Below are 22,810 nucleotides of genomic sequence, written 5' to 3'. Positions count from 1 at the left end.
ATATTCTTATAATTTTTAGTAACAAATTTTCTGCAAATATTATATGTCCATTACAGTTCAAAGCTGTATGTGCTAAAAGATTCTTATGTTTCAGTCACCTTTACTATTTTAATTATCCCTTGTAAACCTACGTTTGTTATAGAGGAAGATTATAGAATTATATCCCGGAATAATGAAGTGAGGAGTTTATAGAGGGACACAAAAACACCCGGGAACTACATCCCGGGTGTTTCCATCAAGATTTATCTATTATTCCATCGTAGCATACTGGAAGAACCAATATCCATATGGAGAATGCCATGTTCCTTTTAACTTTGGATCCTGCAGCCAGAAGTCATTGTAATATGCAATTGGCGCAATGGCAGCATCTTCAAGGATCATATTCTCTGCTTCATGAAGTTTTTCATAATGCTCAGCTACATCTGCAGTTGAGTTTGCCTCGTTAAGCAGCTTATCAAGTTCTGGATTGCTGTATTTTGCGTTGTTATTACCGCTTGTTGACATCATTAAATTTAACATATTGGAGGGATCATCATAATCATACACCCAGCCATCACGAGCAGCCTGATAATCTCCTGCACGGCGGGTTGGGGTAAAGGTAGCCCACTCAACAACTTTTATGTCAACATTAATACCAAGTTTCTCTTTCCAGCAGTTCTGTAAATATTCAGCAACCGGTTTATGGTAACCTGCATCGTTAATCATATATTCTATGGTTGGGAAACCTTCTCCGTTGGGATATCCTGCTTTTGCAAGAAGCTCTTTTGCTTTTGCAACATCTGCTTCATAATTGTCAGGGTCAAAGTAATTCTTACCGTTTCTTTCCTTAGTAACATCCTGGAAAAAGGTTCCTGGCTCAGCATCTGAGACACCAGGTCCAACAAAATTGGTTGCTGGAGTATAAGTACCCTGCATAACTGTATTCGCTACATAATCACGGTCAATTACAAGGCTTAATGCCTTACGAACATCAGGATTATTAAATGGTTCTTTTTGATTCTGGAAGTCTAAATAGTAAGTACCCATGATTGGCTCTACATGAAAATCTTCGGTTCCTTTCAGACTTGGAACTTCTTCTGTCGGAGGCTCTTTAATCATAGAAACTTCACCAGTCTGGTAAGCACTGTAAGCTGCATTGGTATCTTCCATTAATACAAACTTCAATGTATTCAATGTAACTTTATCTGCATTCCAGTAGTTTTCGTTCTTAGCAAATGTAATATGAGAGCCTGGTACCCACTCAATCATCTTTAACGGACCGTTGGAAACATATGTTTCCGGTTTCAATGTCCACTGGTCACCATTCGCATCAATCGTTGCCTTTTCAACCGGTACCATGGATGCATGGGTAACCAGCTTAGAGAAATATACACAAGGAACAGATAATTCAACAACAAATGTATTGTCATCTGGTGCAGAAACTCCGAGAGCGTCTATATTCCCTTTTGCTGCCTCTTCATATCCCTTAACATATCCAAGCATATCGGCTGCATAAGGTGCTGCTGTATTAGGATCAGCCAGTCTCTTCCATGAATACACGAAATCATTAGCCGTTAAAGGGGTACCATCACTCCACTTTAAATTCTTGCGGAGTTTAAAGGTATAGGTCAAACCATCTTCCGATACTTCAAAGGATTCCGCTTGTCCTGGTACAATTTTATTCTCAGAATCTACGATCAATAAGGTTTCAAAAGCCTGAACGATCATATTACCGCCGTCAACTGCACTATTTAAAGCAGGGTCGATTGTCTCCGGATCAGGGCCAATCCTAACTGCAAGATCAAGTCCATTAGCTGCCCCTTCTGCAGGAGCTGTTGTTTCTCCATTTGCAGCAGCTGTGGTAGCACCAGTTGATGGATCGGCAGTCTTACTTCCACCACAGGCAGAAAGAATCATACCGGAAGCCATTACAGCCGCTAATAAAAGTGATACTTTTTTCATAATTTTTCCTCCTATAAATATATTTTTATCAGCGCAGTAGCACTTTACTCGGCTACTGCGCTGATTTGTGTTCTAGCATATCATAAAAACGGAAAAATAGCAATGAGTTTTTAGTTCACTTTATCCAGATGGTGGCATGCTGCATAATGGCCGCTGGCAACCTCTTTCCATTCCGGTTCCTGAGCCGCGCAAAGCTCATCTGCATATGGACAGCGTGTACGGAAACGGCATCCGGAAGGCGGATTTACAGGGCTTGGCACATCTCCCTCTAAAACGATTCGTTTGGATTCACGGCTTAACTTAGGGTCTGCAATGGGAATTGCTGAAATCAGGCTCTTGGTATATGGATGGAGACTATGAAAAGCCAATTCATAGCTGTCTGCAAGCTCCACCATTTTACCAAGATACATAACACCGATCCTTTTTGAAATGTGTTTTACAATAGAAAGATCATGTGCAATAAATAAATAGGTAAGGCCACGTTCTTCCTGAAGCTGCTCAAACATATTGACAACCTGAGCCTGAATGGAAACATCCAGTGCAGAAACCGGCTCGTCGCAGACAATAAACTGAGGGTCTACTGCCAATGCGCGGGCAATGCCGACACGCTGGCGCTGTCCGCCTGAGAATTCGTGAGGATAACGGTTTGCATGCTCTGAGTTCAGACCTACAGTAGAAAGAACTGAGATGATCTGCTCCTGACGTTCCTTTTTGTTGGCAGCCAATCGGTGAATATCAATAGCTTCCCCAATGATATCGCCAACCGTCATTCTGGGGTCCAGACTTGCATAAGGATCCTGGAAAACGATCTGCATCTTCTGACGATAAGGAAGCATATTTACTTTTGTAATGTCTTTTCCTTCAAAAAAAATCTTTCCTGAAGTAGGTTCATAAAGGCGAAGCAGCGTACGGCCTGTGGTGGTTTTTCCACAACCGGATTCTCCTACCAGACCCAGCGTTTCCCCTTTTTTAATTCCAAAAGATACGTTATCTACAGCTTTTACAACCTTTTTCTCAAATAATTTACTGCCGGAAACAGGGAAATACTGCTGTAAATTCTGCACTTCTACAAGATATTTATTGTCCATCATGCATCTCCCTTCTGTGCCTGTTGTTTTTCAAACTCTTTCTTTTGAAGCAGCCAGCAAGCACTGTAATGAATCTCCGATACATCAGTATACGGCGGCATTTCTCGCAGGCATATTTTCATACAGGCTCTGCATCTGGGTGCAAAAGGACAACCTGCCGGCGGATTTAACATATCCACAGGGCTGCCTTCGATAGGCACCAGTTTGCTGTGTTCTTTTTCCGTAAGTTTCGGGATGCTCCGAAGCAGGCCTTTGGTATATTCGTGGCTTGGATTATAGAAAATATCATCCGTATCGCCGTATTCAATAACTTTGCCTGCATACATAACCGCAATCCGGTCACACATATTAGCAACCACACCTAAATCATGGGTGATCATAATGATTGCCATGCCCAGTTTATCTTTCAGTTCCATCATCAATTCCAGGATCTGTGCCTGAATGGTAACATCCAAAGCTGTGGTAGGTTCATCTGCAATCAAAAGTTTTGGCTCACAAGCCAAAGCAATGGCAATCATCACACGCTGGCGCATACCACCGGAAAGTTCATGAGGATACTGCTTCAGGCGCTTTTCCGGTTCATTGATTCCAACCAGAGTAAGAAGTTCCTTTGCCCTCTCATTGGCTTGATTTTTATCTTTATTCGTATGAAGCATGATAACTTCACATATCTGATTCCCTATGGTATAAACAGGATTTAAGCTGGTCATCGGGTCCTGGAAAATGATAGAAACTTCATTTCCACGGATTTTTCTCATTTCCTTTTCCGTCATTTTATCAATCTGATGTCCGTTAAACTTTAAAGATCCGCCGATTAACCGGCCCGGATAAGCGGTAAGCCCCATAAGACTATACGCTGTTACCGATTTACCAGAGCCAGATTCACCAACAATTCCTAAAACCTCTCCCTCTTTCAGATGAAGAGACACATTATTTAAAGCCTTAACTTCCCCTGCCGGAGTAAAGAAAGAAAGACGTTCATTCTCAATATCAACTAAATATTCACTCATTAATTCTCTCCTCCTTTAATCTTTCAGTTTCGGGTCAAATGCATCACGAAGACCATCGCCCAACAGGTTGAAGCTCAGAATAATTACAGAAATCGTAAGAGCAGGTGCAAACAGGCGGTGAGGATAACTCTGGAGACCATTTAACGCAGCACTTGCAAGACTTCCCAGGGAAGGCATAGGTGCCGCAACACCAAGGCCAAGGAAGCTTAAAAAGCTTTCAGTAAAAATAGAAGAAGGGATCTGTAATGTTGTTGTTACGATCAACGTACCGATACAGTTTGTAAGCAGATGCTTCTTAATAATATGTCCGCTGGAGGCTCCAAGAGCTCTTGCCGCAGTAACATATTCCTGCTCTTTTAAAATAAGGATCTGGCTTCGAACGATACGCGCCATACCTACCCAATAAAGCAGTGCGAAAACGACGAAAATACTGATTAAGTTTACACCGATCACCTGAATCCACTCAAACCCGGGTTTTTGGGCCAATGCTTTCAACGGTTGATCAAAGGCAACCGACAGCAATACGATAATCAGAATATCGGGTACCGTATAGATCATATCAACAATACGCATCATGATCATATCGAGCCACCCGCCGAAGAATCCGGCGACAGAGCCGTAAATGGAACCAATGATAAGAATGATGGCCGAAGCAACCAAACCTACGATAAGTGACACACGGCTTCCCATCATAACCCGGACTGCATAATCACGGCCTAAGTTATCGGTTCCGAGCACATGAGGAAACACGCTCTCTCCTGCCTCTATGGCCTGCAGCTCTTTTTCAGAATACTGCATAGGAGCAAGATTTTCACTTCCTCTGATCTGCTGTTCATAGCTATATGGATATACCTGAGGTACAATAAACGAAAAAACAAAAACCAAAAGGATTACAACGATGCTGACCATAGCAATCTTGTTCCTTTTAAGACGTCTGATTCCATCCTTCCAGAATCCGACGCTTTGCCGCATGACAGTTAAGCTTTCTTTTTCGGCATCACTTGCCGGGAGAAAGTCTTCCACATTAACCTGTAATGATAATTTATTCTTTGGCATCCTCTTTCTCCTTTCTCTTATTTCAGATTAATACGCGGGTCAATAAACTTGTACGCAACGTCGACCAGCACATTCATGATAACCATCAAAGTAGCAAGGAAAATAGTGGTACCCATTATAAGAGGATAATCACGGCCTGTAATTGATCCAATAAATTCTGACCCTAATCCAGGAATTGTAAATATTTTTTCAACGATAAAGCTTCCTGTTACAGTGTAGGCCAAAAGCGGTCCCAAGTATGTAACTACCGGAAGAATCGCATTACGAAGTGCATGTTTAAAAATACTCACCATCTGAGAAAGGCCTTTTGCACGGGCAGTCCTCATATAATCCTGTCCCATAACGTCAAGCATGGATGAACGCATCAAGCGTGCAATATAGGAAGAAGGATATAGGGAAAGTGCCATAACAGGCATAATGTAGTTTTTCCATGAAGCCAGACCATACGTAGGCAGCAGTCCCAGTTTTAAACTCAAGACATACATCAGGATGGTACAAACCACAAAACTTGGCACCGCAATTCCACATGTGCTGAATACGATAATAATATTATCAATAACAGTTCCTCTTTTAAAAGCTGCGATGCTTCCTAAAGGAACACCGATACAGACAGCTGTCAAAATTGCAATTCCGCCAATTCTTGCAGAAACCGGAAACTTAGCTCCAATAATCATATTAACTGTACGTCCGCGCTGCTTTACGCTTAATCCCAAATCTCCATGAAGCAAATCCTTCATGTAAGTTACATACTGTTCTCCCAACGGTTTATCCAGTCCGTACTTTTCATTCAATGCGGCCTGTGCCTGTGGGCTGATCGCTTTTTCTGACATGAAAGGACCTCCTGGCACCATGTTCATGACAAAGAACGTAACCGTTGCAACAGCGAAAATTGTTATAACCGCCATAGCGATTCGCTTAATTATATACTTAGCCACTTTCGTCAACTCCTTTGGTATTGTGATGTCCGTACAATATGGAAACATTTGTTACTGGTGAACGGACACTATTTTAATAGAAAAATCCCATGGATACCCATGGGATTCCCCCCAGAATCCTGTTAAGACTACTGCATCTGTCTTGCTACTTCGTCTGCAAAGTTCTCTTCCTTCTTTTCAAGACCCTCACCAGTTTCAAACCGTACAAACTTCTTCACTTCTACCTTGCCGCCAACTTCTTTGGAGACCTGCTCCAAATATTTGCCAACTGTTAAATCGCCATCTTTTACATATGCCTGATCCACCAGACAGAATTCTTTTAATTCTTTGTTTAAACGACCAACGATCATCTTTTCAACAATGTTGTCTGGCTTATCTGGATTTTCATTCTTAGCCTGAGTCTTTAAAATTTCAGTTTCATGATCAATGAACTCCTGTGGGATCTCATCTCTCTTAACATACTTCGGTGCTAAAGCCGCAATCTGCATTGCCACATTTTTTAACGCTTCTTTTACAGTATCGTTTACCACTTCTGCACTTGCTTCAATAAGAACACCAATTCTTCCGCCGCCATGGATATAATCAACAACAACACCATCTGCAGCAATTTTCTCAAATCTTCTGATGCTCATATTCTCACCGATTACAGAAATCTGGCTGGATAATACCTGTGCAACTGTTAAGGAGTCATCCTTTGCCCACTTTTCAGCAAGGAATGCATCCATATCTTCTGATTTAGAAGCAAGTACCTGGGAAGCTACATCTGCCACGTATGCCTGGAACTGAGCATTCTTTGCAACGAAATCAGTTTCACTGTTTACTTCAACAATTGCTCCGGTTTTACCATCTTCACTAATAATTGTAGCAACGATTCCTTCTGCTGCAATTCTTCCTGCCTTTTTGGATGCGGCTGCAAGTCCTTTTTCTCTTAAAAACTCTACTGCCTTGTCCATATCACCATCTGTCTGTGCAAGAGCTTTTTTGCAATCCATCATACCTGCACCGGTCATTTCCCTTAATTCTTTTACCATTCCAGCTGTTACTGCCGCCATTTATTTTCCCTCCATCTATATCATTTCACGGTTTATATTCTGTCATATCACAGGAACTTTTTCCCAGTAAAAAAGAATGCCTCAACCCGCTTATCAAAGCAGGTCGAAGCATTCAATCGCCTGAATTATTAAGCTTCTACAGTCTCTTCTGTTTCCTGAGCTGCTTCTGCTTCCTCAGCTACTGCTTCGCCCTGGTTTGCTTCGATTACTGCGTCTGCCATCTTGGATACAATCAACTTAACGGCTCTGATCGCATCATCGTTACCTGGGATCACATAATCAAGTTCCTCAGGATCACAGTTTGTATCAGCAATACCGATTAACGGAATACCCAGAGTATGAGCTTCCTGAACGCAGATTCTTTCCTTCTTAGGATCAACAACAAAAATTGCATCCGGAATCTTTTTCATTTCTTTAATTCCGCCTAAGTTTTTCTCTAATTTCTCCCACTCTTTCTTAAGAGCGATAACTTCTTTCTTAGGAAGCACATCAAATGTACCGTCCTGAGACATAGCTTCAATCTGTTTTAATCTGGCAACTCTGGACTGAATTGTCTTGAAGTTTGTCAGCATACCGCCGAGCCATCTTTCATTTACAAAATACATACCGCAGCGCTCTGCTTCCGATTTAATCGCATCCTGAGCCTGCTTCTTTGTACCTACAAAAAGAATTTTTCCGCCGTCTGCAGCAATGTCAGAAATTGCTTTATAAGCTTCGTCTACCTTTACAACAGATTTCTGTAAGTCAATGATGTAAATACCATTTCTCTCTGTGTAAATATAGGTAGCCATCTTAGGGTTCCATCTTCTGGTCTGGTGACCAAAATGTACGCCAGCTTCCAAAAGCTGCTTCATTGAAATAACACTCATGTTATTACCTCCATTGGTTTTTACTTCCGTCTGCTTCTCATGCTTCCCGGGAGACCGATATTGGCACCTTCCTCAGAAATCCGCAAACGTGTTTTTTAATAAGCCTAGCTAGTATAGCATAATTTTCTACACGATGCAAGTATTTTTTTGTATTTAACGTTTGAAAAACGCATACTTTCCAGAATTTTGATGAAAAAGGAGCAGATGTTTACCTGCTCCTTAAAATTATAATTTAAATTTTAAATATCCTTAATATCCCTGCGTTCCGGAATGCTCTTAACTGTTCCGGCCTTAATTGCTTTTAGTTCATCAAATACCACATCATTTAAAACTTTGATGTAAGTACCCTTCATACCGGAAGATCTGGATTCGATTACTCCTGCACTTTCAAATTTGCGGAGAGCATTGACAATTACAGAACGGGTAATCCCTACACGGTCTGCAATCTTACTTGCCACCAGAATCCCTTCATTGCCGTCCAGCTCTTCAAATATATGGGTAATTGCTTCCAATTCAGAAAATGACAGGGTGCTGATGGCAGATTTAACGATCTGCACTTTTCTGGTCTCTTCTGCATTCTCTTCATTCACAGAACGCATCATCTCAAGTCCAACAACCGTGGTTCCATACTCGCTTAAGATAATATCATCAATATCATACTGGGAATCTGACTTGTAAATAAACAAAGTACCAAGCCTTTCTCCTGCAATATCAATCGGCGTAATAATTGCCTGGTATCTTCTGATATCATCACCGGTAAAGCCCAGGGTCTCCAGATTGACATTTTCTTTAGTTGATAAAATACTAAGCAGCCGCTCATTCAGCATTATATCTACATATCCACCAACCTGATCTGCGATCAACTCCTGAATTTCGTCAATATCAGGTGTCAGGCCTACACCAAGCACCTTTCCCTTCTTGCTGATCACAAGAATATTGGAATTCAGGATCTCGGTCAGCACTTCACAGATATCGTTAAACACTACCTTATGCGAATTATTATTATGCAATAATTTATTAATTTTTCTAGTTTTGTCCAACAACTGTACGCTCATAGCCGAAAACCTCCTTATGAATTTGTTTGAAAATCCAAAATAAATCTTTAATATATAAATATTAACATTATTATTTTCAAATAACAATAGTTTTTTGAAGATTTTCGATTTTCTTAATAATTATTCTTTTTTCCTACTTATCTGCACTGTATCCGCACTGTTCATTTGAGCAAAGCAATTTGTTTCCTTTTTCAATCATATAAGAACCACATTTCGGACACTTCTGGGTAGATGGCTTTTGCCATGACATAAAGTCACATTCCGGATTGTCTTCACAGCCGTAATAAATTCTGCCTTTTTTGGTTTTCTTTATGACAACTTCTTTTCCGCACTTTGGACAAGGCACTCCGATCTTCTCCAAATATGGTTTGGTGTTTTTACAATCAGGAAATCCCGGGCAAGCCAGGAATTTGCCATGAGGGCCATACTTTATAACCATGTTTCTGCCGCAAAGCTCACAGATTTCTTCCGTCACTTCATCGGCGATGGTTACGGATTCCAACTCCACAAGCGCCTTATCGACCGCATCTTTTAAATCCGGGTAAAAGTTCTTTACCACAGTCTTCCACTGGACTGAGCCGTCACCTACTTTATCGAGAAGATATTCCAAATTCGCGGTAAAGGTAATATCTACTATGCTTGGAAAGCTTTTTTTCATCATGCGGTTGACAACTTCTCCAAGTTCTGTTACATAGAGATTTTTATTTTCCTTAGCTACGTACCGCCTGGCAATGATGGTGGTAATCGTAGGAGCGTAAGTACTGGGGCGTCCAATGCCCTGTTCTTCCATTCCCTTTACCAAGGATGCTTCCGTAAAATGGGGCGGAGGCTGAGTGAAATGCTGGCTGCTTTCAAGCTTCTCCAGTTTCAATACGCTTCCTTTTTCCAAATTTCCCAATAAAACGTTTGCTTCTTCCTTTTCATCATCCTGCACATAAACAGACATAAAGCCATCAAATGACAGTTTTGATGCAGAAAGAGAAAATGTATATTCACCGGCCCTAACTTTCACAGAGGTGGTTTGATAGACTGCCGGCTGCATACGGCTGGCGGTAAACCGCTTCCAGATCAGCTGGTAGAGTCTGAATAAATCTCTCTGCAAAGATTCTTTTACCTTTACCGGTGTTAAGGTAATATCAGTAGGACGGATTGCCTCGTGGGCATCCTGAATCTTTACATTGCTTTTTTTGTTTTGCTCGCCCTTTGCCACATATTGACTGCCATATTGTTTTTCAATATATTCTCTTGCTGCTGTATCTGCTTCTTCTGCGATCCTGGTAGAATCTGTACGCAGATAAGTAATAAGACCTACTGTTCCATGTCCCGTAATCTCCACACCTTCATAAAGCTGCTGGGCCAGACGCATAGTTTTCTGGGTGGAATAGTTAAGTACTTTGGAGGCTTCCTGCTGAAGAGTACTGGTTGTAAATGGGATGGGAGCTTTTTTTACTCTTTCTCCATTTTTTACCTCCTCTACCTGATAGGTTTGATTCTCAAGTCCGCTGAGAATCTGATCCAGTTCCTCTTTGGCATGAATCGCCCTCTTGCCGTTCTTATCACCATAAAATTTTGCCTTAAGAATCTTTTTGCTTCCTTCCTGCTTTAAATCAGCCTCCAGATTCCAGTATTCTTCCGGTATAAAAGCATTTATTTCTTCTTCCCTGTCGCAAATAAGCCTCAGTGCCACAGACTGAACACGGCCTGCACTCAGACCTCTCTTGACTTTTGCCCAAAGTAGAGGACTGATCATATATCCAACCATGCGGTCCAGAACTCTTCTTGCCTGCTGGGCATCCACAAGATTCATATCAATCGCTCTTGGAGTCTTTAAAGAAGTTTTTACAGCATTCTTTGTAATCTCATTAAAACTGATCCGAAATACCTGTTTTTCTTTTAATTCATCCAGCTTCAGAGCCTTCATAAGATGCCAGGAAATAGCTTCTCCTTCGCGGTCAGGGTCCGTTGCAAGGTAAATTTTGTCTGCCTTTTTTACTTCTTTTCTAAGTTTGGCAAGAATATCCCCCTTTCCCCTGATCGTTATATATTTAGGTTCAAAATCATTCTCTACATCGATCCCCATCTGGCTCTTAGGAAGATCCCTTACATGACCGTTAGAGGCATCTACTTCATAGTTCGTCCCCAAAAACTTTTTTATCGTCTTTACCTTTGCCGGTGACTCTACAATTACTAAACAGTTCGCCATACCAAACTCCTCGCCTATAGTTTCTTACCATAATATTGATGGGATGTCTGCAAAATGAGACCTTTAAATTCCAATTCTAAAAGTGCACTCATACATTCACTGACAGACAATCCGCTTATAGATACAATCTCTTCTAAATTCTTTGGTTGTAAATCTAGGCAACTATACACCATTTTTTCTTTTTTGGCAAGCCCGTTCTTATTTTTTTCATGAACTCTTAATATTTTACCATGTTGTAATTTAAAATACTCCAGCACGGAATCTGGATCTAAAATCACTGCCGCACCATCAGAAATAAGCTGGTTGCAACCGGTACTTAAAGGGTCCGTGACTCTTCCAGGAAGGGCAAAAATCTCTTTTCCCTGCTCAAGTCCAAGATTGGCTGTAATCAGAGAACCGCTTTTTTCTCGCGCTTCAATTACAAGAATTACATCCGATAAACCGCTGATGATCCGGTTTCTCATGGGAAAATTGCGAGGCCTCGGTGCTTCGTCGGGCACGAATTCCGTAATAACTCCTCCTTTTCCCTGCATCTGTTCAAATAAACCATAATTCTCCCTGGGATAACAAATATTGATCCCACAGCCCAATATTCCATAGGTATCTCCACCCGCTTCCAAAGCCCCTTTATGTCCGGCACCATCAATTCCGCTGGCAAGCCCACTGATGATCTGAACGCCTACTTGAGAAAGTTCTCTTGCCAGATAGGTTGCCATCTGCCTCCCATAATTGGTACAGTTTCTTGCCCCAATAACAGCCGCTGACGGACGTTCTTCCTCTGGAAGCCTTCCTTTGAAAAATATTCCCGCAGGATATCCGTAAATTTCCAGAAGACGCTTGGGATATCCGGACTCACCAGACGTAATAAAACGGATGCCTTGATACTCTAATTCTTCCAGTTCCCGCCTGTAAACATCTCTTTTTAATTTGCTTTCCTCAAACGCAGTAATCTGTGATTGTTTTAAAAGTCCAAGCTGCTGTAATTCTTTTCCTTCTATATTATATATCTTCTTGTAACTTCCCGTATACTCATGCAGTTTTCTAATGCTTACTGCTCCCAGAGCAGAAACATGACAAAGCCAATACAAATATTCTTTTTCTTCATGATTGTCCATAAATTCCTCCCCAGTATTTTCCTTCCAGACTGCGCAGACCGGCAGCCTCTGCCAGATGGGTTTTTCTGATTTTTTCAGAACCCTCCAAATCAGCAATGGTTCTGGATACTTTAAGCAATTTCTCGTAACTTCTTGCACTAAGTCTCTGTGTTTCATAGATTTTTCTTAAAAAGACACGTTCTGTTTCCCCCAATTTACAAAACTGTTCAATCTCTGCCTTTTTCATGGAACTGTTAAAATAGATTTTCCTTCCATGATATCGTTCCGCCTGAATTTGTCTGGCCGCTTCGATCCGCCTGCGAATCGAAGCAGAAGATTCCCCTCCGGCCTTTTGCTCCAGTTCTTCGTAGGTGACAGTTCTGGATTCTGTACATATATCAATCCGGTCTAAAAGGGGTTTTGAGATTCTGCTTAAGTACTTATACACCTGCTGTTCGGAACATCTGCACCTGCTCCGGTCGGGATAAAATCCACAGGAACACGGATTCATTGCAGCTACGAGCATAAAATTTGCAGGAAAATCATAGGCGCCGGAAATTCTGGAAATAGTAATCTTTCCTTCTTCCAGAGGCTGCCTTAATATCTCTATGGTACTTTTTTTAAATTCAGGAAATTCATCCAGAAACAGAACGCCTCCGGAAGCCAGGGAGATTTCTCCTGGTTTGGGTATCCGCCCGCCACCGGCAAGAGCCTGGGGGCTGATTGTATGATGAGGACTTCGAAACGGCCTTCTGGTCATCAAAGGGATCTCCGGGGTAAGAAGACCTCCGACGCTGTAAATCTTAGAAATATCTATGGTCTCTTCCAACGACAACGATGGCATAATCGTAGGAATCCGCCTGGCCACCATTGATTTTCCTGTTCCTGCCGGACCGATATAAAGAATGTTATGCCTCCCCGCCACAGCCACCTCTGTGGCCCGCCTCAGCAACGGCTGACCTCCAATTTCAGAAAAATCGACATCATATGATTCTGATTGCTGAAGCATTTGAACTTCCCGGTACGCAATTTGTTTCGGAAGTTCCGGAGAATTGAGCACATCTGTTAATTTTTTCAGATGGTCCACTCCTATAATTTGTATTCCTTCTATTATTAAGCCTTCTCTGATATTTTCCTGCGGAAGGAAACAAACCGGTTTTCCGTCCTTCTTTGCAGCCGCAGTAATAGACAATGCTCCATGTACCGGTTTGATCTTTCCATCAAGCCCCAGTTCTCCGGAAATCACGCAATTCTCCAAAAAAGAGGCATTTACCAGACCGGAGGCCGCCAGCATGGCAATTGCAATCGGCAGATCAAATGCAGTTCCTTCCTTACGAATATCTGCAGGGGAAAGATTAATTGTGACCTTTCTTGCAGGAATTCTAAAACCGGAATTCTTCAATGCCGTACGCACTCTGTCCTGCGCCTCCTTTACCTGGGAAGATAGATATCCAACCATGGAAAACCCCGGCAAACCGTCACTGACATCTGCTTCCACCAATATAGGCACTCCCTCCACACCTGTAATGCCAACACTATGAACTTTGCTGTACAAAGTTGTCTCATCCTTTCCTTATTCAGTTTTATAATTCTTCTTTCATGGAAATTCGTGCAGAAATGCACATGAACGCTCCTGATACGGAACCTGATTTCATCATAACCGAAAAAGAAGAAAAAGGCAAGACCTTTGTTCACAACCATTGGCCGACACAGATACGTCACCTCTTAAGTATCTTTTAATCCATCGGAAAATTCCGGCATATAAGGGCGGTAGCGAAGAGGCATATGATTTTGCTGGCATATTGGATTTTTTCGTTCCTTAATTGTTATACTTTTTCGGAAACACTTAAACAGCGCTTCATATTCATCTTCTGCAAAACCCTTCTTTAACTTCGTTTCCCACTCTGAAGAACTAAGATCCGCCAAAAACCACCTGTGGTTTGCAGGATGAAGGACCGCCTTTTTCCTTTTTTCATCATATAGTACCCAATTTTCGTTCGACATTCGATCTGCAAAATGAGGGGCTAAAAGCACCAATACATCATTTTTGGGTCCTATCCGGCCAACTAAAAGACCGCCTTCCATCTCACTAAAACGCACAAATCCTGTAAGAAGATGAGTTTCATTATCGATAAAACGGCATATTTGAAATATGTCATAAACCGCCGGGAGCTGAAGCATGGAGACAACGGGAGAACCTATATGAAATCCATAAACAAGATATCGGTAAATCTTGTCCGCCCGATCCGAATCTATACTGAGAGCTGCTTTATAAACGGCCGTATACGCCTCTCCTGATATCTTTTTTTTAATTGCCTGTACTACTTTTTGTGCATTCTCTAAACTGACAGGAACCTCTTCATATTGACAGAACAGTTCCATGGTACCCTCTTCTTCCGCAACCTGCAGTTTTACATTATTATGTCCCTTTTTGCTGGTCCATGCAGTATATACTCCGCTTAGTATCCCCTCTACACTGTTCTCGCATAAATAGACAGTTTTCATCAATTAAGCCCCTCCTATCCCGGTAAGCACCGGAGAATTCACGTCGTCAAAAAGAGAAAGCTGGCGATAACTGCCTATAGAAGTAATATCCAAGACTTTTCTCCTTTCGTCCCCAATTAAATGGCTGGAGATATAATCTTCGTCCAGTTTTGTGGGATACATCATTCTTCCGGAGCAGGTAATGAAATACATCGCGCGTTTCAATACCACTCCGATCTTTTTTAATGCATCAAAATCAAGTGCTCCATTCCTTCTGGCTGCAATGATCCGCTGTGCTGATTTCACTCCCATTCCCGGAACTCTTAAAAGTGTATAATAATCCGCTCTGTTTATCTCCACCGGAAATAACTCCAGATGGCGCAGCGCCCAGTCACACTTGGGGTCCAAAAGAACATTAAAGTTAGGACGTTCTTCAGACAACAGTTCTCCTGCCTGAAAACCATAAAACCGCATAAGCCAGTCTGCCTGATAGAGTCTGTGCTCCCGCAAAAGAGGAGGTCCACCCGGAAGTGAGGGAAGGCTGCTGTCGTGGTTCACCGGAACAAAGGCGGAATAAAATACCCGTTTCAAATCATATTTCTGATACAAAGCTTCAGCAACCATCATCATCTGAAAGTCATTCTCCGGAGTTGCTCCAACTATCATCTGCGTGCTCTGACCAGCAGGTACAAAAGCCGGCGCCTTTTTATACTCCATCAATTCAAACCGATTGGCTGTAATACCTTTCTGAATCTGCTTCATTGGTGTCAGAATTTTATTTCTGCTTTTGCCTGGTGCCAATTTTTTAAGTCCATCTGCTGTAGGCAATTCCAGATTAATGCTCATACGATCCGCAAGAAATCCTGTCTTTTCAATCAAAACCGGGTCTGCACCCGGTATCGCCTTTACATGGATATAACCGTGAAAATGGTATTCCTCTCTCAGTTTTTTTAGTGTCTGATAAATTAGATCCATGGTATAATCCGCGCTGTGTAAAATACCGGAACTTAAAAACAATCCCTCAATATAATTCCTCCGGTAAAACTGTATGGTCAGCTGGCACACTTCCTCCGGAGTAAATGCGGTACGGGCAACATCATTGGAACTGCGGTTAATGCAATATTTGCAGTCATAAACACACTGATTGGTAAAAAGTATTTTCAACAGAGAAATACATCTGCCATCTGCAGAAAAGCTATGGCAAATACCTGCTTTTGATGTATTCCCCAGAGTACCGGCCTTCCCTTTTCGATCAACTCCGCTGGAGGTACATGCTACATCATACTTGGCAGCATCTGATAATATCTCAAGTTTTTCCTGAATACTTAATTCTTCCTGTATCAGCATTTATCCTCCTCGAACGCACGTTCTTTTTTCTTTTATAATAACATATAACATAATCTTTTTCAAGTTTTTTCGAATATATGTTCTGTGTTGGTTGTAATTTCCTTTTTTATTTTCTGATTTTTAATTTCCATATTTATAATAATTAATAAAGCACTTTCTGGTATTCCAATTATTTGTACCCTTAACATGGATGCTTTTATTTGGGGAATATGGAGCCATGAGTTCTCAATTTTTTATGTTTGAAGCTTTTGTGTACTAGGTTTTAATATTTCAATTATTATCCTATTACTTTTTATTTTATTATGTGTGATGGTCTTATTTTAATGAAAGGGTATTTATATAGAAGAGATTCCGATTTATCAGATGCGGCCAAGTATGATGTAGCATGTACCTCCAGCGGAGTTGTTTTGAATTCAACTAAACCTATTGGACAGACTCAGAAGTTGCATGGATTGAAACTATTTGTCTTTTGGGTTTTGGTTTTTGAAATCCTGTGGCAGATAGAACAAAGGGCTTTCTTCCTATTAAAAAAAGGGCTGTTTTTATTTTGTATTCCAAGTATTCTTTATATAGCTATTACAATATTAAGGATGGGAGGATTTTTTGAAACAAAATACATTTTGATGAAGGAACGGAAGGAAAAAAATGTATTTGGATTGTAAAATTTATTTGCAGGTAGAAAAATCTCTTCCTTATATTAATACTCTTTAGACAAATGATTTTTCTATAGAAAAGATGATTGATTAGACGAATAAGAAAATAATGCCTTTAAAGGAGAACCTAGATGACAAATCCAGGAAAACACCGGTTTTTGCAATATGCTTTGTGATAAAATTCATACATAATTTGATTAAAGCAGTAAACAATTGTCCGTCGAAATAAAAGAATGATTACAGCAGAAAAGTCTGATCAAAGCAACAAAATACCGCGGCCCCCGCAAAGTGGCCGCGTATGCTTTTTAACCCATTTCTCATGTAATAATTTCTAAAATTATTTATTTGGTATATCCTTCGGGATTGTTTTTCTGCCAGTTCCAGGAATCACAGCACATATCCTTTAAGCTCCGCTCTGCTTTCCAGCCAAGTTCTTTTTCTGCTTTTGAAGGATCTGCATAGCATTGAGGGATATCCCCTGGTCTTCTGTCTTTCATGACATAAGGAATCTTTAAACCATTTGCCTCTTCAAATGCATGGATCACATCAAGAACGCTGTAGCCAACCCCCGTACCAAGATTATATACCCAGACTCCGCCTTCGCTGCCGGAAAATTTCTTTAAAGCTTTTACATGGCCGTCTGCCAGATCCATAACATGAATATAATCACGGACGCAGGTGCCGTCAGGGGTATCATAATCGCCGCCAAACACACCGAGACAGTCTAATTTTCCAACTGCAACCTGAGTGATATAAGGGAGAAGATTGTTCGGGATTCCCTTTGGATTTTCGCCGATCCTGCCGGATTTATGAGCCCCAATTGGATTAAAGTAGCGCAGAAGCATTACATTCCACTGAGAATCTGCTGTATGCAGATCTGTTAAAATCTGCTCCAGCATTCCCTTGGTACGTCCGTAGGGGTTGGTGATATCTCCCTTGGGGCACTCCTCTGTGATGGGAACAAATGCAGGGTCTCCATATACAGTCGCAGAAGAACTGAATACGATGTTCTTCACGCCATGATTTCTCATCACATCGCAAAGAATCAAGGTTCCTGTAATATTATTATGATAATATTCAAGCGGCTTAAATACAGACTCTCCGACTGCTTTCAGTCCGGCAAAATGAATCACGGCCTCAATGCTCTCTTTTTCAAAAATCTGTTCCAGCGCAGCCCGGTCTAAAAGATCCGCTTCATAAAAAGTCAGCTTTTTTCCGGTGATTTCCATGACACGTTCCATGGATTCCCTACTGGAATTGCACAAATTATCCACTACCACAACTTCGTAATCTGAATTTAACAGCTCAATACAAGTGTGGCTACCAATATAGCCAGCACCTCCAGTAACCAAAATTGCCATTTCGTTTCCTCCTTAAAATATGTATGTCTATGAACATTATAAGCAGAGAACATTAAAATGACAATGGATAATTCTAAGAAAAACCTATAGTTTTTTTCGATTTTTCTTTCAAATCTGATTTCAGTGAAAATCTTCATACAATGTTATAAATTTCTTAACCTTTGACGCTTCCTGCGGTCACTCCTCCAATGATGAATTTGGATAGACACAAATAGATTACCGCTACGGGAATAATGGCAATGGTAATCAGCATGTAGACCTGGCCCATGTCAAATTTCAGAAAATCCGCACTCCGAAGCTGGGCAATCAAAATTGGCAGCGTCTTTTTTATATTGGATTTCAGCACAAGAGACGGAACAAAGTAGTTGTTCCAGGAAGCTACGAATGCAAATATTCCCTGTACTGCCAACGCGGGTTTTACAATAGGGAGCACAATCACATGAAAGGTATAAAATTCATTGGAGCCATCAATTCTGGCGGATTCTATAATTTCGAGAGGAAGATTGCTCTCAAAATAGGAAACCATAAAATAAAATACAACCGGTGCTGCCATAGAAGGCAGGATCAGTGGTATAAAACTGTCCATCAGACCCATGTTGTTAATGAGCTTTAAAAAGCCAAGGGTGGTCACCTGTGTGGGGATCATCATGATGAGGATAATAAATAAGTAAACCGCCTTACGAAGGCGAAATTCGTAGGCGTGAATCGCATATGCCGTCATTGCGGAAACATACACGGATAAAGCCGCAGAGCTTCCGGCGATGATAAGACTGTTTCGTATCCCATATAAAACCGGGAGATTTTCATTATGCAGTACATTATATAGATTGGCAGCAAATGATTTCCCGGGTATAAAAGAAAATCCCTTTGAAATCTCCGGATGAGACCTTGTGGCATTGATCACCAGACAGTAAAAGAAGAAGAGACACAAAAATGTCAAAAGCAACAGTACCGTATATACTACCGCTTTTTTAAGCTTTGCCAGCCTGCTCATCAGTAACTTCCCCCCTTCTTTTTACCGGCACCCGTCAGCACAAAAAATACCACCAGACTGAGCGCTGCCGTAATGAAAAACAATATGACAGACAGAGCGCCTGCCATTCCGTAATTCTTACTGTATAGATGATTGTTTAAAAACATAATCAAGGTCATGCTGGTTCTGTCAGGAAACCCTTTTCCGTTGGTCAGCACCTGGGGAACATCAAACATCTGTAAACCGCCGATCAGAGATGTGATCAGCACATAAATAAAAATAGGCTTTATTAAAGGCATGGTCACTTTCGTAAATATCTGCAGGGGTTTTGCTCCGTCAATGGAGGCTGCTTCAAACAGGGAAGCATCTACCCCAAGGATTGCTGCCATTAAGAGAATCGTGGTATTTCCGAACCACATCATGAAATTCATTAGACCGACCAGCCCTCTTGTTCCCCAAACCGTTGCCAGAAAACGAACAGGACGATCAGACAAGCCCATGCTCATCAGCAGGTTATTCATTGGACCATCGTCAGAAAACAGAGCAAATATCAGCATGGCAAAAGAGGCAGCCATAATCACATTGGGCAGATAAATGATTGTTTTAAAAAAGCTGCTCCCCCGGAGTTTCATCCGGAAATCCGCAAACCATACAGCCAGAATCAAGGAGATCATAATCTGGGGAATAAAACCAATGATCCACAATATCATGGTATTTCCAAGATATTTCAGCAGATCGCTTTGGAAAATCGAAATGTAATTCTGTAATCCCACAAAAGTAGGGCCGATCTGCTTTAGCCCGGAACGGTAATTCTCAAACAGACTGTTATAAAATGTATTTACCAGTGGGATAAAGGAAAATATCAAATAGGTGGCAAAAAAGGAATCAGAAAAATATATCCCCATTTGGCATAGCTGACTTTTTTTCTGGTCTTTGCCTTTTTTTTATTTACCATTGTAAAACCTCCTGCTCATTTACAGGGCGGAAACTATCCGCCCTGCATTTTACCGCTACTCGGTCTTTAATTCCGGGTACTTTTCTTTGACCGAGGTGAAGAAATTCTTCATCGCCGTCTCTTTGTCTACAGTTCCGTTAAAGTAATCATGCATAGCCGTCTGCAAGCTCTCATTGATTCCCTGATCATAAGGAGAAATCTTGCTCATATCGACGTTTTCTGCCGCATCACAATACATCTGCAATGGATTCTGGCCTCCAAGGAATGCTGATTTATAATCACTCTTTGCCAGTGCTTCCATAATGGGTTTGTTGTTTACAAAATCATTTTTTTCTTTTACGATTTTTTTCATGGTATCATCATCGCAGCAGATGGTCTTCATAATGTCTGCCACGATATCTGCATTATCGGTTCCGGCTGCAGCACAAATCCAGGTTCCGCCCCAGTTATAAGACTCCGGTCCGGTCGTTGCCGCCCAGTCACCAAAAGAACCGTTTCCAGCCTCCTGCTTTCCTCCGTCAGCTTCTGCTACTGCAAGAGAATTTTTAGCCATAGTAAAATCTACGCCCCATGCCGGCATAAAGTAACCAAATACTTTTCCTTCCGGACCCTGGCCGGATGCCCACTCTGCGGACCAGAGAATGGTTTTCTGATTATACCCTTTATCGGTATAATTCTTTGTCTGCTCGATCCATCTTTCCATATTGGGGTCAATGACTATTTGATCACCATCTACCCATGGAGCAGATACATTATTGGAAAACGTACGGTATGTGTCATCAAAGCCAGATACCATATAATAGCCTTTTTCCTTCATTTTCTCTGCAGTCTTATCAAAGGAATCCCAGTCTTTGATTGCCTTTTGTACTTCTGCCGGATCATCGGTTCCAAGAACTTCTTTTGCAATGGAACGGCGGTAAATATAAAGTCCGGGACAGCCCTGCCAGGAAATACCTTTTTGCACCCCGTTGGAATCCTTGGCGATCACCTTTGTGTATTCGTACTGTTTAGACATATCCTCATCCGTAATTCCAATTTCTTTTAAATCCAGGGTACTGTCTGAATTCACATACTTCAATATATAATCCGCCTCAACAAGAAACATATCCACTTTATCATCTGCCTTGGCATCCGCCTGATTTAAAAGAGCTTCATCAAGAGCATTCTGATAAGCATTATTTTCGTTTGGAGTTGTTACAAAGTTGACCTTATACCCCTCAGGCAGCTTTGATGCATAATAATCTTCATATCTTGTCTTGAACTCATCATTCCAGACATAAATATTGATCACTTTCCCCTCTTCGCCTTTTGCCCCTTTTTCAGCCGCCCCAGCCTTACTTGTAGTCTCTGCAGCACTTTCTTTGCCTGTGCCCTGGCTCTGAGTGGTCTCAGAGCTGCAGCCTGCAGCCAATGACGCTGCCATAACTGCACACAACAATCCACTGATTACCTTCTTCTTCATATTACCTCTCCTTTTCTTATAAAACTATCTTGATACTTATGCATCTCCAACCGATTCCCCAAGGAGCAGCTCTCCTTCCACAATGATCTGCTCTGTAAATGTAGTTTTTGGTTTCTCGATGGTGCCTATCAATTTTTTTGCTGCCTGCCTGCCGATGGCCGCTGTGTCCTGGCGTATGGTGGTCAATCTGGGATTCAAAAGCTGGGATACCCGGCTGCCATCATATCCTGCAATGGAGATATCCTCCGGAACCCTTAAATTTCTCGCCCGTATTTCATTCAGACCGCCGATCAATGCGGTATCATCCGGGTAGAGAATACAGGTAGGCGGATCTTTTCTGTCCAGCAGCTTTTTGGTTGCAGCTGCCGCTTCACTGACATCCAGATAATCTGCCTCGATCACATAACTGTCCGGTATTTCCATCCGGTGAGTTTCTATAAAACGGTAAAAGCTGGTGAGTCTCGCCTTTGTGACGGCTGTACTCATCTGTCCATGAATGTATGCGATCTTTCTGTGGCCTTTTCCATAAATGTATTCCATAAGCGTTTCAATTCCTTTTGCATTGTCTGACAAGACCGAAGAACAGTTATCATGGATATGGTCAACGGTGACCACCGGAATATCACCTGCCAGAAGCTCAATTACCTCCGGATTGTCAAAATTTACACAGGCAATTACAACTCCATCCACATTCCGGTATCTGCAGTGCTCATAATAGGAAACCTTTTTCTTCCCAATCTGGCTGTTGATGAAAGTTATGTCATATCCCTGTTTCTCCGCTTCCACCTTAAACCCCTCCAGTACAGCCGCAAAATACTCATGGGTAAGGCCGCTGTTTGCCTCATCTACAAATAAAACCCCAATGTTATAACTTTTATTCGTCTTTAAGGACCTGGCTGCTGCATTTGGATAATATCCAAGCTTTTCCGCCGCTGTTTTTATTTTTTTCTTGGTGCTCTCACCGATGTCGCTCTGGTCATTGAGTGCTTTGCTCACAGTGGCAACGGATACTCCGCAATGCTGCGCCAGTTCTTTCATAGAAATCATATGTCTCTTCCTCTTAACTTAATCGTTTTCGTAATTTCACTATACCCCTATTTCTGAGTAAAATCAATATATTTTTATAATTTTATATATTTTATATATAATACAGGCTTGTATTATGTGCATTTTTACATATGGTTTAAAAATATAATCCTTATAAATATAATTTTTATCTTGTATTTTCAAAATATATCCGTTATTATTGCATTGTGACTCCAACTATTTTTA

At 41.4% G+C, this 22,810-nt stretch carries 18 protein-coding genes and 1 pseudogene; 1 reads left to right on the top strand and 18 read right to left on the bottom strand.

All coding sequences use genetic code 11. The annotated features are described in order from the left end of the window. Positions 1-249: 249 nt before the first annotated feature. The 13 genes from VIG27_RS08020 to VIG27_RS07960 all read right to left on the bottom strand — a co-directional run bounded on the left by VIG27_RS08020 (position 250) and on the right by VIG27_RS07960 (position 16,134). Positions 250-1,941, bottom strand: coding sequence for a peptide ABC transporter substrate-binding protein (locus VIG27_RS08020; RefSeq protein WP_394527030.1), 1,692 nt, complete (start codon positions 1,939-1,941; stop codon positions 250-252). Positions 1,942-2,051: 110 nt separating this feature from the next. Then, positions 2,052-3,029 carry an ABC transporter ATP-binding protein gene (locus VIG27_RS08015; RefSeq protein ID WP_394527452.1) on the bottom strand — a complete coding sequence of 326 codons (978 nt, stop codon included), beginning with the start codon at positions 3,027-3,029 and terminating at the stop codon, positions 2,052-2,054. Then, positions 3,029-4,039 (bottom strand): ABC transporter ATP-binding protein, encoded by a 1,011-nt coding sequence (locus VIG27_RS08010; RefSeq protein WP_394527026.1) that lies wholly within the window; start codon positions 4,037-4,039, stop codon positions 3,029-3,031. Before VIG27_RS08010 ends, VIG27_RS08015 begins: the two co-directional genes overlap by 1 nt. 15 nt (positions 4,040-4,054) lie before the next feature. Further along, on the bottom strand, positions 4,055-5,095 hold the full coding sequence (locus VIG27_RS08005; RefSeq protein WP_394527023.1) for an ABC transporter permease: 1,041 nt from the start codon (positions 5,093-5,095) through the stop codon (positions 4,055-4,057). Positions 5,096-5,112: 17 nt separating this feature from the next. Further along, positions 5,113-6,030 (bottom strand): ABC transporter permease, encoded by a 918-nt coding sequence (locus VIG27_RS08000; protein ID WP_394527021.1) that lies wholly within the window; start codon positions 6,028-6,030, stop codon positions 5,113-5,115. 128 nt (positions 6,031-6,158) lie between these two features. After that, positions 6,159-7,082 (bottom strand): translation elongation factor Ts, encoded by a 924-nt coding sequence (tsf, locus tag VIG27_RS07995; protein ID WP_394527018.1) that lies wholly within the window; start codon positions 7,080-7,082, stop codon positions 6,159-6,161. A 128-nt stretch (positions 7,083-7,210) separates the two neighbouring features. Next, positions 7,211-7,951 carry a 30S ribosomal protein S2 gene (gene rpsB, locus VIG27_RS07990; RefSeq protein WP_394527016.1) on the bottom strand — a complete coding sequence of 247 codons (741 nt, stop codon included), beginning with the start codon at positions 7,949-7,951 and terminating at the stop codon, positions 7,211-7,213. Between the two features lie 239 nt (positions 7,952-8,190). Beyond that, a complete protein-coding gene (gene codY / locus VIG27_RS07985) occupies positions 8,191-9,006 on the bottom strand; it encodes a GTP-sensing pleiotropic transcriptional regulator CodY (RefSeq protein WP_394527013.1) in 816 nt (271 codons plus the stop codon). A 133-nt stretch (positions 9,007-9,139) separates the two neighbouring features. Beyond that, positions 9,140-11,209 carry a type I DNA topoisomerase gene (topA, locus tag VIG27_RS07980; RefSeq protein WP_394527011.1) on the bottom strand — a complete coding sequence of 690 codons (2,070 nt, stop codon included), beginning with the start codon at positions 11,207-11,209 and terminating at the stop codon, positions 9,140-9,142. A 14-nt stretch (positions 11,210-11,223) separates the two neighbouring features. After that, a complete protein-coding gene (gene dprA / locus VIG27_RS07975) occupies positions 11,224-12,324 on the bottom strand; it encodes a DNA-processing protein DprA (RefSeq protein WP_394527008.1) in 1,101 nt (366 codons plus the stop codon). Further along, positions 12,311-13,858, bottom strand: a complete 1,548-nt coding sequence (locus VIG27_RS07970; RefSeq protein ID WP_394527006.1) for a YifB family Mg chelatase-like AAA ATPase — start codon at positions 13,856-13,858, stop codon at positions 12,311-12,313. The genes dprA and VIG27_RS07970 overlap by 14 nt, the downstream gene beginning before the upstream one ends. Positions 13,859-14,028: 170 nt before the next feature. After that, the gene (locus tag VIG27_RS07965; RefSeq protein ID WP_394527004.1) at positions 14,029-14,808 is read right to left on the bottom strand and encodes a TIGR03915 family putative DNA repair protein; all 780 of its coding nucleotides are present in this window, start codon (positions 14,806-14,808) and stop codon (positions 14,029-14,031) included. Positions 14,809-14,811: 3 nt separating this feature from the next. Continuing rightward, positions 14,812-16,134, bottom strand: a complete 1,323-nt coding sequence (locus VIG27_RS07960) for a putative DNA modification/repair radical SAM protein (protein ID WP_394527002.1) — start codon at positions 16,132-16,134, stop codon at positions 14,812-14,814. A 323-nt stretch (positions 16,135-16,457) separates the two neighbouring features. On the opposite strand from VIG27_RS07960, the gene VIG27_RS07955 reads away from it, so the two are divergent. Next, entirely contained in the window at positions 16,458-16,796 is a 339-nt protein-coding gene (locus VIG27_RS07955; RefSeq protein ID WP_394527000.1) for a hypothetical protein, read from the top strand. A gap of 332 nt (positions 16,797-17,128) precedes the next feature. On the opposite strand, the gene galE is transcribed toward VIG27_RS07955, so the two are convergent. The 5 genes and pseudogenes from galE to VIG27_RS07930 form a co-directional block, all read right to left on the bottom strand. Then, positions 17,129-18,148: a UDP-glucose 4-epimerase GalE gene (galE, locus tag VIG27_RS07950; protein ID WP_394526998.1), complete on the bottom strand. Its 1,020-nt coding sequence runs from the start codon at positions 18,146-18,148 to the stop codon at positions 17,129-17,131. Between the two features lie 154 nt (positions 18,149-18,302). Beyond that, positions 18,303-19,142: a carbohydrate ABC transporter permease gene (locus VIG27_RS07945; RefSeq protein WP_394526996.1), complete on the bottom strand. Its 840-nt coding sequence runs from the start codon at positions 19,140-19,142 to the stop codon at positions 18,303-18,305. Continuing rightward, positions 19,142-20,076 (bottom strand): annotated as a pseudogene (locus VIG27_RS07940) (carbohydrate ABC transporter permease). The gene VIG27_RS07945 and the pseudogene VIG27_RS07940 overlap by 1 nt, the downstream one beginning before the upstream one ends. 55 nt (positions 20,077-20,131) lie before the next feature. Continuing rightward, positions 20,132-21,538, bottom strand: a complete 1,407-nt coding sequence (locus VIG27_RS07935; RefSeq protein WP_394526994.1) for a carbohydrate ABC transporter substrate-binding protein — start codon at positions 21,536-21,538, stop codon at positions 20,132-20,134. Positions 21,539-21,574: 36 nt separating this feature from the next. Further along, positions 21,575-22,585 (bottom strand): LacI family DNA-binding transcriptional regulator, encoded by a 1,011-nt coding sequence (locus VIG27_RS07930; RefSeq protein WP_394526991.1) that lies wholly within the window; start codon positions 22,583-22,585, stop codon positions 21,575-21,577. Between the last annotated feature and the right edge of the window lie 225 nt (positions 22,586-22,810).

Source organism: Lacrimispora sinapis (assembly GCF_043633585.1).
In the GTDB taxonomy this organism is placed as follows: Bacteria; Bacillota; Clostridia; order Lachnospirales; family Lachnospiraceae; genus Lacrimispora; species Lacrimispora sinapis.
The sequence above is the reverse complement of the archived record's forward strand: the minus strand, read 5'-3'. Positions and strand labels throughout refer to the sequence as shown.

Coding starts and splice junctions, on each gene's coding strand:
- VIG27_RS08020 (WP_394527030.1), bottom strand. CDS start 1,941: ATGAAAAAAGTATCACTTTTATTAGCGGCTGTAATGGCTTCCGGTATG.
- VIG27_RS08015 (WP_394527452.1), bottom strand. CDS start 3,029: ATGGACAATAAATATCTTGTAGAAGTGCAGAATTTACAGCAGTATTTC.
- VIG27_RS08010 (WP_394527026.1), bottom strand. CDS start 4,039: ATGAGTGAATATTTAGTTGATATTGAGAATGAACGTCTTTCTTTCTTT.
- VIG27_RS08005 (WP_394527023.1), bottom strand. CDS start 5,095: ATGCCAAAGAATAAATTATCATTACAGGTTAATGTGGAAGACTTTCTC.
- tsf (WP_394527018.1), bottom strand. CDS start 7,082: ATGGCGGCAGTAACAGCTGGAATGGTAAAAGAATTAAGGGAAATGACC.
- rpsB (WP_394527016.1), bottom strand. CDS start 7,951: ATGAGTGTTATTTCAATGAAGCAGCTTTTGGAAGCTGGCGTACATTTT.
- codY (WP_394527013.1), bottom strand. CDS start 9,006: ATGAGCGTACAGTTGTTGGACAAAACTAGAAAAATTAATAAATTATTG.
- topA (WP_394527011.1), bottom strand. CDS start 11,209: ATGGCGAACTGTTTAGTAATTGTAGAGTCACCGGCAAAGGTAAAGACG.
- dprA (WP_394527008.1), bottom strand. CDS start 12,324: ATGGACAATCATGAAGAAAAAGAATATTTGTATTGGCTTTGTCATGTT.
- VIG27_RS07965 (WP_394527004.1), bottom strand. CDS start 14,808: ATGAAAACTGTCTATTTATGCGAGAACAGTGTAGAGGGGATACTAAGC.
- VIG27_RS07960 (WP_394527002.1), bottom strand. CDS start 16,134: ATGCTGATACAGGAAGAATTAAGTATTCAGGAAAAACTTGAGATATTA.
- VIG27_RS07955 (WP_394527000.1), top strand. CDS start 16,458: ATGAAAGGGTATTTATATAGAAGAGATTCCGATTTATCAGATGCGGCC.
- galE (WP_394526998.1), bottom strand. CDS start 18,148: ATGGCAATTTTGGTTACTGGAGGTGCTGGCTATATTGGTAGCCACACT.
- VIG27_RS07945 (WP_394526996.1), bottom strand. CDS start 19,142: ATGAGCAGGCTGGCAAAGCTTAAAAAAGCGGTAGTATATACGGTACTG.
- VIG27_RS07935 (WP_394526994.1), bottom strand. CDS start 21,538: ATGAAGAAGAAGGTAATCAGTGGATTGTTGTGTGCAGTTATGGCAGCG.
- VIG27_RS07930 (WP_394526991.1), bottom strand. CDS start 22,585: ATGATTTCTATGAAAGAACTGGCGCAGCATTGCGGAGTATCCGTTGCC.